We start from the raw sequence: 15,595 nt of genomic DNA on the forward strand, positions 1-15,595 counted from the left end.
CGTAGACATGCGCGCAGCCGACATCTCGGACCAGCTCTCCACCGTCCTCGTCACCGAAGAGGAGATCCAGCGCAAGCTCGCGGAGCTCGCCGCCCGGGTGGACGCCGACTACGCCGGCAAGGACCTGCTGCTGGTGGGCGTGCTGAAGGGGGCGGTCATGGTCATGGCCGACTTCGCCCGGTCGCTGCAGAGCGACATCACGATGGACTGGATGGCGGTGTCGTCGTACGGCGCCGGCACGAAGTCCAGTGGTGTGGTGCAGATCCGCAAGGACCTCGACACCGACCTGCACGGCAAGCACGTGCTCATCGTCGAGGACATCATCGACTCCGGCCTCACCCTCAGCTGGCTGTTGGAGAACTTCGCCTCGCGCGGTGCCGAGTCGATCGAGGTGCTGGCACTGCTGCGCAAGCCCGAGGCGGCGAAGGTGAAGATCGACTGCAAGTACGTCGGCTTCGACATCCCGAACGAGTTCGTCGTCGGCTACGGCCTCGACTACGCCGAGCGCTACCGCAACCTGCGCGACGTCGCGGTTCTCGCGCCCCACGTCTACGCCTGAGCCGCGGCTCCTGGCGGCATCCGCTCGACGCCTCGCCCCGCGGAATGCCGCGTTGATTCAGCCCTGGGCGAATGCACAGATCAGCCATAGGGCGCGGCGGTAGCCTGAATCCCTGTTGCCCGTCTCGCATACGGGCTGCCCTGCGACGAAAGGGATCGGGCGCCGGCCCCGCACCATGGACTTCAAGAAGATCACCCGCAACCCGCTGATCTACATCCTGCTGATCGGCGTGCTGCTGCTCGTCGGGTTCTCGCTGATCTCCAGCCTCGGCGGCGCCAAGCAGGTCACCACCCAGGAGGGCCTCGAGCTGCTCCAGGGCGGCACGGTCACCGAGGTGCTGAACACCGACGGCGACCAGCGCGTGGACATGACCCTCTCCGAGCCGCACGACGGCGCGACCGAGGTGCAGTTCTACTACGTGGAGGCTCGCGCCGACGAGGTCATCGACGCGATCGCCGCGGCCGAGCCCGCAGACGGGTTCAACGACGCGGTGCCGCGTGCCACCTGGTTCGACGGGTTCATCTCGCTCTTCCTCCCCATCCTGCTGCTGGGTCTGCTGTTCTGGTTCCTGCTGTCCTCTGCCCAGGGCGGCGGCGGCAAGGTCATGCAGTTCGGCAAGTCGCGCGCGAAGCTGGTCACCAAGGAGACGCCCACCGTCACGTTCCAGGACGTCGCGGGCGCCGACGAGGCGATCGAGGAACTGCACGAGATCAAGGACTTCCTGAAGGACCCCGCGCGCTTCCAGGCGGTGGGGGCGCGCATCCCCAAGGGTGTGCTGCTGTACGGCCCTCCCGGAACCGGCAAGACCCTGCTCGCGCGCGCCGTCGCCGGTGAGGCGGGTGTGCCGTTCTACTCGATCTCGGGTTCTGACTTCGTGGAGATGTTCGTCGGTGTCGGCGCGAGCCGCGTACGCGACCTGTTCACCCAGGCCAAGGAGAACGCCCCGGCCATCATCTTCATCGACGAGATCGATGCCGTGGGTCGCCACCGCGGCGCGGGCCTCGGCGGCGGTCACGACGAGCGCGAGCAGACGCTCAACCAGATGCTCGTCGAGATGGACGGCTTCGACCCCAAGGCCAACGTCATCGTCATCGCGGCCACCAACCGCCCCGACATCCTCGACCCGGCGCTGCTGCGCCCCGGCCGCTTCGACCGCCAGATCGGCGTGGACGCCCCCGACCTCAAGGGCCGCCTGAAGATCCTCGAGGTGCACGGCCGTGGCAAGCCCTTGGCCGACTCCGTCGACCTCGAGGTCGTCGCGCGCAAGACGCCCGGCTTCACCGGTGCCGACCTTGCCAACGTGCTCAACGAGGCGGCGCTGCTGACCGCCCGCTCCAACGCGCAGCTCATCGACATGCGCGCGCTCGACGAGGCGATCGACCGCGTCATCGCCGGTCCGCAGCGGCGCACGCGCGTCATGAAGGACAAGGAGAAGCTCATCACCGCCTACCACGAGGGCGGGCACGCCCTGGCGGCGGCGGCGATGAACCACACCGACCCCGTGACGAAGGTCACGATCCTGCCGCGTGGCAAGGCCCTGGGCTACACGATGGTGCTGCCGCTGGATGACAAGTACTCGATCACCCGCAACGAGCTGCAGGACCAGTTGACGTATGCCATGGGCGGCCGCGTCGCGGAGGAGATCATCTTCCACGACCCCACCACCGGTGCCTCCAACGACATCGAGAAGGCGACCAGCATCGCTCGCAAGATGGTCACCGAGTACGGCATGACCACCGAGGTCGGGCCGGTGAAGCTCGGTGCCGCGTCGGGCGAGATGTTCCTCGGCCGCGACATGGGTCATGGCCGCGACTTCTCCGAAGCCATCGCCGAGCGCGTCGACGCGCAGGTGCGCGAGCTCATCGAGCAGGCGCACAACGAGGCCTACCAGGTGATCAACGCCAACCGGGACATCCTCGACAAGCTCGCGCTGGCGCTGCTGGAGAAGGAGACGCTCGACCACATCGAGCTGGCCGAGATCTTCAAGGACATCACCCACCTGCCGCCGCGCCCGCAGTGGCTCTCCAGCAGTGACCGGCCGGTGTCGCCGCGTCCGCCCGTCGAGGTGCCGCGTCGCCGCGAAGAGGCCGGACTCGCCGCCAGCGTCGAGGCCGACGAGGCCGTGGAGAAGGTCGCACATCGCCGCCCCACCGGGCAGGCGCGCCCCGCGACCGCGTAGGCTCGGAGCGTGTCCGTCGACCGTGAGCGCGTGTCCTCCCTGGTGCGGGAACTGCTCGTCGCCATCGGCGAGGATCCCGATCGTCCGGGCCTGCGGCTGACCCCGCAGCGCGTCGCCGACGCCTACGCGGAGTTCTTCGCCGGTGTGGGCGCCGACCCCGGCGAGCCGCTCGCCCACACGATCTCGGTCTCGCGTGGTCCCGCGCCCGACACGCTGCCGTCGGGCGCGGTCATGCTGCGCGACATCCGCTTCCGTTCGACGTGCGAGCACCACCTGCTGCCGTTCGCGGGGTACGCGCACATCGCGTATCTCCCGGGTGAGCAGGTGGTGGGTCTCGGCGCCCTTCCCCGGGTCGTCGACATCCTCGCGGCGCGCCCGCAGGTGCAGGAGCGCCTGGGGGAGCAGGTGGCCGACACCATCGCCGGCGCCATCGACGCGCGCGGCGTGCTCGTCGTGCTGGATGCCACCCACCAGTGCGTCACGATGCGCGGCGGTCGGCAACCCGACGCCTCGACGGTGACGGTGGCGGCCCGCGGTGAGATGGCCGATCCGGCGGCGCGCACCGAGGTCATGGCGCTGCTGGCGGGGACCCGCCGATGACCGCCATCATGGGCATCGTCAATGCCACCCCCGATTCGTTCAGTGACGGCGGACGTCACGCCGACGCCGATGCCGCCATCGCCCACGGCCGGCGCCTGCTCGCGGCGGGCGCCGATCTGATCGATGTGGGCGGCGAATCGACCCGCCCGGGCTCCGAGCGTGTCGACCCCGCCGTCGAGCAGCAGCGGGTGCTGCCGGTCGTGGCCGCCCTCGCCGCCGACGGGGCGACGGTGAGCATCGACACGATGAACGCCGCCACCGCCTCGGCCGCGATCGCCGCCGGCGCGCACCTGATCAACGACGTCTCCGGCGGCCTCGCCGACGACGACATGTTCGCCGCCGTCGCCGAAACCTCCGCGCACCTCGCGATCGGTCACTGGCGCGGCCACGCCACCGACATGTACGCCCGCGCCCACTATGCCGACGTGACCGCCGAGGTCATCGCCGAACTCGGCGAACGGCTCGCCGCGGCCGCGGCCGCCGGCATCCCGCGCGAGCGCATCGTGCTCGATCCCGGCATCGGTTTCGGCAAGCGGGGAGACCAGAACTGGCAGGTGCTGTCGCAGCTGCCGCAGCTGGTGGCGCTCGGCCCCCGGGTGCTGGTGGGCACGAGCCGCAAGCGGTTCCTGCTCGACGCGCTCGCTGCGCCCGACACCGATGCCGCAGCCGCCGCGGCGGTCGATGAACGGCGGCGCGACCTCGCGACCGCCGTCACGAGCGTGCTCGCCGCGCAGGCGGGGGCGTGGGCGGTGCGCGTGCACGACGTCGCCGCCACCCGCGACGCCCTGCGCACCGCCCGCGCCTGGCAGCGAGGAGCCGCATCGTGACCGTCTTCGATGAGATCGCCGTCACCGGCATCCGCGCGTACGGCCACCACGGCGTGTACCCCGACGAGCGCCGTGACGGGCAGGAGTTCGTGGCCGACGTGGTGCTGTTCCTCTCCACCGCCGAGGCGGCCCAGAGCGACGACGTCTCCGACACCGTGCACTACGGCGAATTGGCGGAACACGTCGCGGCGATCCTCGCCGGCGACCCGGTGGACCTGCTCGAGACGCTCGCGGCGCGCATCGCCGACGCCGTGCTCGCGCACGACCTCGTCGAGCGCGCGCGCGTGACGGTGCACAAGCCCGCCGCCCCTATCCCGGTGCCCTTCAGCGACGTCGCCGTCACCATCACCCGCGGGCGCATGCCGTGAGCCGCCGACTCGCGCAGGGCTTCTCGGGTGACGCATCGGCGTCGTCGGCAGAGTCGAGCATCGCCGTCGTGGCGCTGGGGGCCAACCTCGGCGCCCGCGCCGACACGATCGCGTCGGCCCTGCGGCACCTCGCCCGCATGCCGCTGACGACGGAGGTCGTCGCCGCCGCGCCGATCGAGTCGGTCGCCGTCACCGCCGACGGCCCCGACCCGCAGGCGCCGGGCTACCTCAACACGGTCGCCCTGCTGCGCACCCGCCTCGCGCCGAGCGTGCTGCTGGGCTACCTGCACGCCATCGAGGCCGAGCACGGCCGCGCCGCGCGCGGCAAGGATGCCGTGCGCTGGCTCGATCGCACCCTCGATCTCGACCTCATCGCGTACGACGACGTGCGCAGCTCCGACCCGGCGCTGCTGCTGCCGCACCCGCGCGCGGCGGAGCGCGACTTCGTGCTCGGGCCGTGGCTGACCATCGACCCCGACGCCGTCCTCCCCGGCCGGGGCCGCGTCGACGAGCTGCTGCGGCGACTGCACGCGGATGCCGCGGGAGCGCCCTCGTGAAACGCACCGGACCCGCCACCCTCGCTGTCGCCGCCGTCCTCGGCCTCGGCACCGGCTTCCTCGTCGACCAGACGCTCACGGCCGGCGGCCGCGCGACCTTCACCCCCTCGATCATGCTGTCGGTGCTGCTGGTGGCACTCGGGGCGATCCTCATCGTGCTCGCGCTGCCGATCGCGCGCGCGACCCGGGGCACCGCCGGCGACGGCGCACGCCCCGTCGACCCGTTCCAGGCGCTGCGCATCGCGATGCTCGCCAAGGCGTCGAGCATCGTCGGTGCGGCGGTGGCCGGTTTCGGCCTGGGTCTTGGGATCTTTCTCGCGTCTCGACCCGTCGAACCGTCGCTAGGCTCGGTGGGGACGATCCTCGCGACCGCCGTCGGCGGTGCGATCCTCGTCGCGGCAGGGCTGATCGCCGAGCAGCTCTGCACCATCCGGAAGGACGACGATGACGAACCCCCCGCCCCCGGGCCCGACACCACTCCCTCCCACCACTGACGCCGGTGAGGTCCAGGCGACCGGCACCCCGGGCATCGATGCGACGCTCGACGCCGGCACCTACCGCCGGCTGATCGAACCCCGCAGCCCCGGCCGCCTCGCCCTGGAGGGCGGCGTGTGGCATCAGATCTCCCGCAAGTACCTCTGGGAGCAGCTGCTCAGCTACGGGATGGTGCTCGTCATCGTGATCGTGGCCGCACTGGTGGTCGGGCTCGCGCTGCAGCAGACCTGGGTGTTCATCCCGGGCGGCATCGCCGCCGTCATCCTGGTGTGGACCATCGCGGTGCTGCCGCGGCAGGTGCGCGCGATCGGCTACCAGCTGCGTGACGACGATCTGGTCTTCCGCCGCGGCATCCTCTGGCAGCGCATGGTGGCCGTCCCCTACGGGCGGATGCAGCTGGTCGACATCACCCACGGGCCGCTGGACCGCGGCTTCGGTGTGGCGCAGCTGAAGCTCGTCACGGCAGCCGCCACCACCGGCGTCACGATTCCGGGGCTCTCGCAGCAGGCAGCCGAGGCGTTGCGCGACCACCTCATCGCTGTCGCCGAGAGCCGGCGCACAGGCCTGTGACCGACCACGCCATGACCGATCCCACCGTCGCCGCCCCGCCGCCGGCGCTCGTGCGCTCGCCGCTGAGCGACGGCGAATGGCATCGCCTGCACCCGCTCACGCCGCTGCTGCGCGGCGGGCTCGCCCTCATCGTCATCGTGGGCATCGTCATCGCCAACCTCCGCGACCGGCTCATCGCCATGTTCGTGCCGGGGATGGGGGAGGAGGAGGTCGAGTCGGGCGACTGGGAGACCGAGGCGATCGACTGGGTGTTCGCCAACAACCTGGTGTTCGTCGCGCTGCTGATCGTGCTCGCGGTCATCCTGCTGCTCGTCGCCGGCTTCTACCTGTCGTGGCGGTTCCACACGTTCCGCATCACCGGAGACGACGTCGAGGTGCGCAGCGGCATCCTCTTCCGCACGCAGCGGCGCGCGCCGCTGGACCGCGTGCAGGGCGTCAACCTCACGCGCCCGATGATCGCGCGACTGCTCGGCATGGCCAAGCTCGAGGTCGTCGGTGCCGGCACCGACGGCAACGTGAAGCTCGAATACCTCTCGACCTCGCACGCCGAGGCGGTGCGCGCCGACATCCTGCGGCTGGCCTCCGGGCGCCGGCTGGGTGGTGCCGCAGCGGCCCGCACCGGTGGGACGCTGTCGCAGACGGTGAGCCGGGGCATCTCCGGCATCATCGAGGGCGACGACCGGCAGGATCTCGTGCCCGAGTCCGTGGTGCACATCCCCGCGGGCCGCCTCGTGGCCTCGCAGCTCATCAGCCCGACCAGCGTGGTCGTCGTGCTGGGTGTCGTGGCCATCATCGTCGCCTCGGTCATCGGCACGCCGTGGCTGCTGTTCTCCCTGATCCCGGTCGTGCTCTCGTTCGGAGCGATCGCGCTGCGCCAGATTATGCGCTCCCTGCGCTACGCCATCGCCCCGACGTCCGACGGCGTGCGGATCACGTTCGGGCTGCTCACGACGGTCACCGAGATCGTGCCGCCCGGCCGGGTGCACGCGATCGAGGTGAGCCAGTCGATCCTCTGGCGCGGCTTCGGCTGGTGGACGATCAAGATCAACCGCCTCACCGGACGCAGCATCTACGACGGCAGCGCCGACCAGTTCACCACCGTGCTGCCGGTGGGCACCTACGCCGACGTCGAGCGCGTGCTGCACCTGCTGGCGCCGGAACTGGCCGACGGGGATCGCCCCGCGCTCGTGCGGCAGGGCGTCGACGGCCCCACCGACGACGATCCGTTCACCACGACCCCGAAGCGGGCGCGCATCATCCGTCTGCTGTCGTGGCGTCGCAACGGCTTCCTGCTGTCGGGCGACCTGCTGCTGCTGCGCCGTGGCGCGATCTGGCGCAAGCTCGCCGTGCTCCCGCTGGCGCGGCTGCAGTCCATCGGCATCCACCAGGGGCCGATCGACCGGATGCTGCGGGTCGCCGCCGTGCGCGGCAGCATCGTGGCGGGCCCGGTGTACCCCAACGTCTCGGCCATCGATCGCGATCAGGCGATCGCCGTGTTCGAGGCGGTGGCCGCTGGTGCGGTGCGCGCCGCCGCGTCGGACCGGTCGCACCGCTGGGCCGGCGAGGAGGATGCCGCTGCTGAGGCGCCGGCGCTGCTGCGCCGCGTGAGCCCGCCGATGCTGGAGCGGCCGGCCGCCGTCCCGCCGCTGTCCGAGAGCCCGGTGGCGCAGCCTCCGGCGCGCCTCGGTGACGCAGACCCCGACGCGCCGCCCCGCACGCCCCGGCCTCCGGATGCCGTGATCCCTGAGGATCCGCGGTGAACCGCAGCGCCCGACTCGGCGTGGGCGTCATCGGCGCCGGACGTGTGGGCCCCGTGATCGGCGCCGCCCTCGCCGGTGCGGGGCACGCGCTGGTCGGCATCACCTCGGGATCCGACCCCGACCGTGTCGAAGCGATCCTGCCGGGCGTGCCGGTGCTGGATGCCACCGAGATCGCCCGCCGCAGCGAGCTCGTCGTCATCGCGGTGCCGTCGGACGAACTCCCCGCCCTCGTGCGCGGACTGGCCGAAGTCGGCGCGTGGCAACCGGGACAGCTCGTGCTGCACACCGACCCCGCCCACGGCTACGGGGTGCTCGCCCCGGCGGCGGCGAAGGGGGCGATCCCGCTCGCGCTGCATCCGGCCATCACGTTCACCGGCACCTCGATCGACGTGCGTCAGCTCGTCGATGCGCACGCCGCGGTCGCCGCCCCCGCCGCCGTGCTGCCGATCGCGCAGGCCCTCGCCGTCGAGCTCGGCTGCGAGCCGGTCGTCATCGCCGAAGAGGACCGGGCCGCGTACGCCGAGGCGATCGCGACGGCCACGGCGTTCTCGCGCTCCATCGTCACGCAGGCGGCGGCGCTGCTCGCGCAGGCGGGCGTGGAGAACCCCGGCACCTACCTGTCGACGCTCGTGCACTCCGCGATCGACCAGGCACTCACCGCCGCCGGCACGACTCCGGTCGACGACGACGGGTTCACGGCGCTCGACTGACCTCAGCCGAGGTCGACCGCGTGGTGGTCGGTGATCGCGGGCTGCTCGCCCTGGGGCTTGCGGCCGGTGGCATCGGCGGCGGCGATCGAGATGCTCTGCACGAGCGGGTCGGGGAGCCCCACGAGCCGCACGTCGCACACCAGCGCGCCCCGCTCGCACGGCACGCTCCAGCGCAGAGCCGCGGCGTCGGCGGCCGACACGATGCGGTGCGCGAACGGGGCGAGGCCTCGGCGCACCGCACCGACCTCGGCGTGCGCGGCGGCGAGTCGCTGCGCACGCACGGCGGCGGGCACGTCGGTCAGCACGTTGCGGGCGAGCAGGTCACCGGCCTCGGTCAGCGGGCGCCCCGCCACCAGCAGGTCGTCGATGCGCCGCGCGGCCGCGACGGTCTCGGGCCACGGCCGCACCACCGCGGCAGGCGCGTTCACCCGCCCCAGCATGTCGGCCAGCAGCGGTCCGGCGACGCCGCCCGCCCGGAACGCGTCGGAGTTGCCGAAGACCGCCACACCGAGGCCGGTCGCCGGATGCCAGCGCATGTGCGACGAGAACCCGGGGAGGCCGCCGGCATGCTGCACGACGCGGCCGAACCGGCGGTCGTGCTCCACCACGAGCCCGTACCCGTAGCCGGCGCCCACGAGGTCGCGCTCGCCGACGCCGATGGTCATGAGGGTGCGCGCGGTCTGCATCTCGCGCCGGGACGACGCGGCCAGCACACCGGGAGCGGCGGCGCCGTCGTCGGGGTCGTCGAAGGCGGAGCCGAGGAACTGCATCCACGTCGCGATGTCGTCGACCGTGCTGAACAGGCTCCCGATGCACGCCAGCGCGCCCGAGCCGACGTAGGGCTCGGGGAGGAACGTCGCGCCGCCGTCGAACGTGCGGAACCCGGCGGCGAGGTCGGTGCCTGCGGGGTAGTCGTCCGCCGCGGGGCGGGTGTCGGCGAGGCCGAGCGGGTCGAGCAGGCGCTCGCGCACCACGTTTTCGACCCGGCGCCCGGTGACCGCCTCGATCGCCCGGCCGACGAGCGACTGGCCGATGTTGGAGTACTGATACTCGGTGCCCGGCCGCGCTGACAGCGGGAGCCCGGCCGCCACGAGCGCACCCAGCCGCGCGCGGGAGTCACCCAGGTGGTCGTCGCCCCACGCGTTGTCCTCGCCCAGACCGCTGCGGTTCGACAGCAGCGCATCGAGGGTGAGCCGCACGGGAGCGCCCTCGAAGCGGGCGGAGGCGACCTCGGGCACGAACTCGGCGGCCGGGGCATGCAGGTCGAGCAGCCCGTCATCGCGCAGCGACAGCGCGGTGGCGGCGAGGAAGCTCTTCGACATCGACGCGATGCGGAAGACGGTCGCCCGCCCCGTGGGCGCCCCGTCGCGGCGAGGTTCGCCGTGCGCGGCGATGGCGAGCACGCGCCCGCGGTGGGTGACGGCGGCTAGGGCCGCCGGCGCCGGGCGTGACGCCGCGGCGTCGAGGTGCGCGGCGAGGGCGTCGCCCGCGTGGGTGGGCCACTCCGGCGGGGCGACGACCGGCGGGACGGGGCGACGGATGCCGCTGGGCGCGGCTGCGGTCATGACAGCACTCCCGCGCCCGCGGCTGCGGCGGTCGCGGCGGTGCGGGCGGCGGCGGTGCGGGCTGCGGCGGCCTCACGCACCTCGGCGGCGAACCCGGCGGCCAGCGCCCGGCTGACCCGCGTGTTGTGCGCGTCGACCGCGCGCGCGGCATCCACCAGCTCCGCCACGGGGCGATCGTCGGGGGTGGGCGTGGTTGGCTCGGTCCAGCCGAGCAGATCGTCGGCGCCCACCTCGGGATGAAACTGCACGCCGCGCACGTGTGCGCCGAGGCGGAACGCCTGCAGTGCGACGGCGTCGCTCGACGCCAGCAGCACCGCTCCCGGCGGGAGTGCGGTGATCATGTCCTGGTGGTTCTCGATCATCGGGGCGCCGTCGCCGAGCGCGCCGATCACCGCGTCGGCCCGGCCTGCGGCAGAGGCCGTGATGGGGGTCGCGCCGCGCTCCTTCGGCCCGAAAGAGGCGCGCACCTCGCCACCGGCGACATGGGCGAGCAGCTGGCCGCCCAGGCAGATGCCGAGGGTGGGAAGGTCCGCGGTGATCGCCTGCCGTGCCAGCTCCCGCTCCGCGGCCAGCCACGGCGCGCGGTCGTCGTCGTCGGGCATGAGCCCGCCGCCGAGCATCACGAGCCCGTCGTACCCGGCGAGGGTCTCGGGCAGCCCCTGCTCACCGGCCACCACCTCCACGGCGACACCCTCGTCGGCGAGCCATCGGCCGAGCCGGCGCACCCCCGACGACGCGGCGTTCTGCACGACGAGCACGCGGGGCTGCGCGGCCGCACGCGCGGCGACGTCGACGGCGGGGCGCAGAGCGGCGGCCGAGGGGCGAGCGGCCCGCCCGGCGAGGAAGGCGAGGTGGTCGGCGTCGGCGGCCTCGAGCACCCGCAGCACGTTGCCGTGCGCGAGGGCTTCGAGGTCGGCCTGCGACCAGCCGCGGCTGCGCAGCTCGGCCAGCAGATCCGGGTAGGTCGAGACGTCGTGCAGCCCGTCGGGCATGGCATCCGTGCCGTCGTAGTCGGCCCCGAGACCCACCGCGTGCACTCCCGCGACGCCGCGGATGTACTCGATGTGGTCGGCGACGTCGGCGATGCCGACGGCCGGGGGCGGGCCCTGCTCACCGTCGCGCACCCAGTCGCGCCGCGCCTGCGACACGAAGGAGGGGACGAAGGCGACCATCACGACCCCGCCGCCGGCGCCGATGGCCGCCAGCACGTCGTCGGGCACATTGCGCGGGTGGTCGCACAGCGCCAGCGCCCCCGAGTGGCTGACGATCACCGGCCGCGCGCTGACCTCGAGCGCGTCGCGCATCGTGCTCGGCGCCACGTGCGAGAGGTCGACCAGCATGCCGATGCGGTTGAGCTCGCGCACCACGTCCCGCCCGAACTCGGTCAGCCCGCCGTGATGCGCGTCGTCGGTCGCGGAGTCGGCCCACGGGATCGTCCGCGACCAGGTGAGGGTGAGGTAGCGGGCGCCGAGCCGGGCGTACTGGCGCAGCACCGCGAGCGATCCGTCGAGCTGGTCGCCGCCCTCCACACCGATGAGCGAGGCGATGCGACCCGACGCCATCGCGTCGCGGACGTCCTGCGCGGTGCGGGCGAGCGCGAGGCGGTCGGGGTGGTCGCCGACGAGCCGGTGCACGAAATCGATCTGCTCCAGCGTCGCCGTGACCTGCTCGGGGCCCGTGAGTGACGCATCGACCCACACCGACCAGAACTGCCCCGCGACCCCGCCCGCAGCGAGCCGCGGCAGGTCGGTGTGCAGTGTCGGCACCGAGCCGGACAGCACCGTCGTGTCGTAGCCGTGATGCTCGCGGCATGCCCAGGCGAGGTCGTTGTGGCCGTCGATGACGGGGATCATGGGGTCACTTCTTTCGCGCGTCGAGGTGGTCGCGCAGTCGCGCGGTGAGGGCGTCGTCCACAGTGAACGGTGTGCCGTCGATCGAGCGTACGGCCGCCGCCCCCCGCGTGCTGGAGCAGAGCCACACGGCATCGGCCCCGAGCAGGTCGGGCACGCTCAGCCGTCGCGTCGCGACCTGCTCGCCCCACGCACGCAGCCCCGCGAACACGTCGGCCTGCGTCGTGCCGGGGAGGATGCCGAGATCGGTCGGCGGGGTGACGTACGCGCCGTCGATGCGCGCGATGAGGGTCGAGGTCGGGCCCTCCAGCACGAACCCGTCGCTGCTGACGAACACCACGTCCTGCGCGCCGCGACGCCGCGCTTCGCGCAGCGCCGCCATGTTGACGGCGTACGAGAGCGTCTTCGCACCCTGCAGCAGCCAGGGTGAGGTCTGGGCGACGTCGTGCCGGTAGCCGCGGTCGAGCAGCACGACATCGATCGGCGCGGGCGGTGCGGCGGGCGGCGCGCTCGGGGCGAACCCGAGCGCCCAGCCGGTGCCGGCCCCGTCGCCGGCCTCGTCGCCGCGCGACAGTACGAACTTGATCGCCGCGCGCGGACGCAGGGCGCCGAGGTCGGCCGCCGCGGTGAGCACGGCGTGACGCCACAGGTCACGGCGGGGCTCGGGCAGATCCAGCAGGGCGGCGGAGCGCGCGAAGCGGTCGAGGTGCTCCTCGAGCGCCTGCGGGGTGCCGTCGATCACGACCACCGTCTCGAAGACGCCATCGCCGCGGGTGGCGCTGAGGTCGGTCACGCTCAGCACGGCATCCCGGGCCTCGACGCGGCGAACGCACCGTTCGAAAGCGCCGTCGGCGGCGAGGTCGAGCACATACAGGACGAGCGGTTGCATGCTTCCTTCGTTCTCAGACGGGGAGTGCGGCGGTGTCGAACCGCCGCGAGGTGTTCTCGATGATCCAGTCCACGTCGACGTCGTGGCCGAGGCCGGGTGAGGTGGGCACAGGTACCCGGCCGCCGCGCGCGACGACGGGCGGCACGATGACGTCGCGGGCGTAGTACTTGTCCGATCCCGAGACATCCGACGGCAGTGTGAACCCGGGCAGCGACGAGAGCGCGACGTTCGCAGCGCGGCCGACGCCGAACTCGTGCATGCCCCCGCACCACACCGGCACGCCGGACTCTCGCGCCACGTCGTGCGCACGTCGGGCGGCGGTGAGCCCGCCCATGCGGGACACCTTGATGTTGAGCACCCGCCCCGCGTCGAGGGCGAGCATGGTGCCGAGATCCGCCAGGTCGACGATCGACTCGTCGAGGCACAGGGGGGTGGCCAGCTGTGCCTGCAGCCGGGCATGCGCGACGAAGTCCCGCGGCGCGAACGGCTGCTCGATCATGGTCAGGCGCTCGCCGTCGAGGGCGCGGAACACCTCGAGCGACTCGGCGGTGTCGGGGTAGGCGCCGTTCGCATCGACGTGCAGATCGAGGTCGGGGTGCGCGGCGCGCACGGCGGCGACGGGCGCGGCATCCCACCCGGGGGCGATCTTGAGCTTGACCCGTCCGTACCCGGCGGCCACCTGACGCTCGACCTGCGTCAGCAGCGCGTCGATGCTCGGCTCGATGCCGAGCGACACCCCCGCCGTCACCGTCGTGCGGGTGCCGCCGAGGGCGACCGCGAGCGACTGCCCCGTGGCGCGGGAGTGCAGATCCCACGCGGCGATCGAGAAGCCGGCCTTGGCGAACTCGTGCCCGCGGATCCTCGCCCACGACTGCTCGAGGTCGGCGGGGGTCTCCCACTCGGTGCCGAGCACCGCCGGGACGAGATAGCGCACCGCGATGGTCCACGCCGTCTCGGTCGTCTCCGAGCCGTAGTAGGGGTCGGCCGGCGAAGCGACCTCGCCCCACCCGACCGTGCCGTCGGCGGCGGTGGCCTCCACGAGCAGGTGATCGAGCGATGTCTTGCGGTGCGAGCTCGTCTCGAAGCCGTGCACGAGTGGCAGGCCGACGTCGAAGATACGCAGTCGGTCGATCCTCATGCGTCCCACTCCTTGCCCGGTTCGGGATGGTGAAGGCCCAGATCCGCGGCGAACCGGTCGCGGTTGGCCAGTCGGCGTCGGGCGCCCTTGGCGCTCGCGGTGGTCAGTGTGCTGAGCAGGTGGCACACCGCGGCGACCGCCGTGGGGGAATCGGCGTACGAGGCCGAGTGGGTGTGCACGCGGATGACGGCGGATGCCACGTCGGTCAGCGGCGCATGGTCGCTGTCGGTGATGAGGATCAGCTGCCCGCCCGCCTCGTGGAACAGTCGGCCGAAGCGCACCGTCTCCTCGCGGTAGCGGCGCATCGTGAAGGCGACGAGCACGTCGCTCGCCCGCACGTCGGTGAGCACGGTCAGCGGCGACAGGGCGCGACCGTCGACGAGGAAGACGTTGGAGAGGGTCGTGGCGAGGTCGGCGCTGAGCAGTTCGGCGTAGGCGGCCGTCTTGCCGCGACCGGTGACGTACCGGCGGCGGGCACCCAGGATCAGCGCGGCGGCGTGCGCCACCTCGCCGGTGCGACTGAGCTCCTCGAACGTGCGCGCGAGCGACCGGGTCTCGGCTTCGATGACGCGCGCCTGCAGCGCCTCAGCCGACATATTGGTGCGGAAGCGCTCGCCGTAGCGGGCGCCGGGGGAGTCCAGCGAGCGGTCCAGTTCGCTGTCGTCCACATCCTGCGGCTCGGTGGTCATGATGACGTCGCCCCTTCCATGGGTGGCGTGGTCGCTCGGCGCGGGACGGCGAGGTAGGCCGCCGTCTCGGCGTCGATCCTCCGACATGCGACGAGCACGCGCTCGCCGTCGAGCAGGGTCGTCAGCCCGGCGCGCACGCGGACGCGCAGGGCGTCGCCCGCGGCATCCGCCTCGTCCTGTCGACCGGCGACGCCGGTGACGTCGGTCGGAACGGCGAGCCAGGCGGCGGGGTGCGTCGCGCCGTCGACCGCGGCGAGGGTGCTCGTGACGACCCGCCCCCAATCGGCGCGTCCGAGGGCGGGGGGAGCGGCGGCGCGCAGGGCGGCGTACGGGTCGGCGGTGCGCCGCAGCGCCCAGTCGACGACGATGCGGTCGGTGCCCGGCCTGTCGTAGTAGTCGGGAACGTAGGCCACCCCCTCGGCGCCGAGCACCGAGAAGTTGAAGTGCGCGTTGCGGGCCAACAGCGGATCGAACGTCCACCGCATCGTGTCGTGCCCCCAGCCCAGCGCCACGCGTCGCTGGCAGTCCTTGAGCATGCGCCCGACCCCCCGGCCCTGGTGGCGGGGATCGACCACGGCCGCCTGGGAGTAGTGGAACTCGCGGCCGTCGGCGTCGCGCCCGGCGAACCCGTAGGCGAAGCCGATGAGCTCGTCTTCGGGGGTGAACACGCCCACGGCGGAGCCGCCGTTACGGGCCAGAGCGCTCAGTAGGTTGGGGTTCAGCGAGAAGTCGGGGTCGGCGTAACCGAAGACCCGCGCGTAGAGAGCTGTGGCACCTCGGTAGGCGGACGCATCGGCGAGGCACTCCGCGCGAAGGGGCAAGGGGGGTGCTGAAGGCAC

16 protein-coding genes are annotated in these 15,595 nt (G+C 72.8%); 10 read left to right on the forward strand and 6 right to left on the reverse strand.

All coding sequences use genetic code 11. From position 1 onward, the window contains the following. The first annotated feature begins 7 nt into the window (after positions 1-7). The 10 genes from hpt to H9651_RS12025 all read left to right on the forward strand — a co-directional run bounded on the left by hpt (position 8) and on the right by H9651_RS12025 (position 8,625). On the forward strand, positions 8-559 hold the full coding sequence (gene hpt, locus H9651_RS11980) for a hypoxanthine phosphoribosyltransferase (protein WP_191719559.1): 552 nt from the start codon (positions 8-10) through the stop codon (positions 557-559). Positions 560-734: 175 nt separating this feature from the next. Continuing rightward, positions 735-2,738, forward strand: coding sequence for an ATP-dependent zinc metalloprotease FtsH (gene ftsH / locus H9651_RS11985; protein WP_191719560.1), 2,004 nt, complete (start codon positions 735-737; stop codon positions 2,736-2,738). A gap of 9 nt (positions 2,739-2,747) precedes the next feature. Continuing rightward, a complete protein-coding gene (gene folE, locus H9651_RS11990; protein ID WP_191719561.1) occupies positions 2,748-3,338 on the forward strand; it encodes a GTP cyclohydrolase I in 591 nt (196 codons plus the stop codon). After that, complete coding sequence (gene folP, locus H9651_RS11995) at positions 3,335-4,165, forward strand: dihydropteroate synthase (RefSeq protein ID WP_191719562.1); 831 nt, start codon at positions 3,335-3,337, stop codon at positions 4,163-4,165. The genes folE and folP overlap by 4 nt, the downstream gene beginning before the upstream one ends. Further along, a complete protein-coding gene (gene folB, locus H9651_RS12000) occupies positions 4,162-4,533 on the forward strand; it encodes a dihydroneopterin aldolase (protein WP_191719563.1) in 372 nt (123 codons plus the stop codon). The genes folP and folB overlap by 4 nt, the downstream gene beginning before the upstream one ends. After that, positions 4,530-5,090 carry a 2-amino-4-hydroxy-6-hydroxymethyldihydropteridine diphosphokinase gene (folK, locus tag H9651_RS12005; protein ID WP_191719564.1) on the forward strand — a complete coding sequence of 187 codons (561 nt, stop codon included), beginning with the start codon at positions 4,530-4,532 and terminating at the stop codon, positions 5,088-5,090. The genes folB and folK overlap by 4 nt, the downstream gene beginning before the upstream one ends. Further along, a complete protein-coding gene (locus H9651_RS12010) occupies positions 5,087-5,584 on the forward strand; it encodes a DUF3180 domain-containing protein (protein WP_191719565.1) in 498 nt (165 codons plus the stop codon). Before folK ends, H9651_RS12010 begins: the two co-directional genes overlap by 4 nt. Then, complete coding sequence (locus H9651_RS12015; protein WP_191719566.1) at positions 5,535-6,155, forward strand: PH domain-containing protein; 621 nt, start codon at positions 5,535-5,537, stop codon at positions 6,153-6,155. The genes H9651_RS12010 and H9651_RS12015 overlap by 50 nt, the downstream gene beginning before the upstream one ends. Positions 6,156-6,166: 11 nt before the next feature. Continuing rightward, complete coding sequence (locus H9651_RS12020; RefSeq protein ID WP_191719567.1) at positions 6,167-7,915, forward strand: PH domain-containing protein; 1,749 nt, start codon at positions 6,167-6,169, stop codon at positions 7,913-7,915. Further along, positions 7,912-8,625: a DUF2520 domain-containing protein gene (locus tag H9651_RS12025; RefSeq protein ID WP_191719568.1), complete on the forward strand. Its 714-nt coding sequence runs from the start codon at positions 7,912-7,914 to the stop codon at positions 8,623-8,625. The genes H9651_RS12020 and H9651_RS12025 overlap by 4 nt, the downstream gene beginning before the upstream one ends. A 2-nt stretch (positions 8,626-8,627) precedes the next feature. On the opposite strand, the gene H9651_RS12030 is transcribed toward H9651_RS12025, so the two are convergent. From H9651_RS12030 to H9651_RS12055, 6 genes are read right to left on the reverse strand one after another with little or no spacing between them, the layout of a single operon-like run. Further along, on the reverse strand, positions 8,628-10,190 hold the full coding sequence (locus tag H9651_RS12030; RefSeq protein ID WP_191719569.1) for a serine hydrolase domain-containing protein: 1,563 nt from the start codon (positions 10,188-10,190) through the stop codon (positions 8,628-8,630). Continuing rightward, a complete protein-coding gene (locus H9651_RS15045; protein WP_191719570.1) occupies positions 10,187-12,043 on the reverse strand; it encodes a membrane dipeptidase in 1,857 nt (618 codons plus the stop codon). The genes H9651_RS12030 and H9651_RS15045 overlap by 4 nt, the downstream gene beginning before the upstream one ends. A 4-nt stretch (positions 12,044-12,047) precedes the next feature. After that, positions 12,048-12,929, reverse strand: coding sequence for an aminodeoxychorismate lyase (locus tag H9651_RS12040; protein ID WP_191719571.1), 882 nt, complete (start codon positions 12,927-12,929; stop codon positions 12,048-12,050). A 13-nt stretch (positions 12,930-12,942) separates the two neighbouring features. Beyond that, positions 12,943-14,067, reverse strand: a complete 1,125-nt coding sequence (menC, locus tag H9651_RS12045; RefSeq protein ID WP_191719572.1) for an o-succinylbenzoate synthase — start codon at positions 14,065-14,067, stop codon at positions 12,943-12,945. Next, positions 14,064-14,756 (reverse strand): MurR/RpiR family transcriptional regulator, encoded by a 693-nt coding sequence (locus H9651_RS12050; RefSeq protein WP_191719573.1) that lies wholly within the window; start codon positions 14,754-14,756, stop codon positions 14,064-14,066. Before H9651_RS12050 ends, menC begins: the two co-directional genes overlap by 4 nt. Then, positions 14,753-15,595, reverse strand: coding sequence for a GNAT family N-acetyltransferase (locus tag H9651_RS12055; RefSeq protein ID WP_191719574.1), 843 nt, complete (start codon positions 15,593-15,595; stop codon positions 14,753-14,755). The genes H9651_RS12050 and H9651_RS12055 overlap by 4 nt, the downstream gene beginning before the upstream one ends.

Origin of the sequence: Microbacterium pullorum (assembly GCF_014836535.1) — a bacterium.
Taxonomy (GTDB): domain Bacteria; phylum Actinomycetota; class Actinomycetes; order Actinomycetales; family Microbacteriaceae; genus Microbacterium; species Microbacterium pullorum.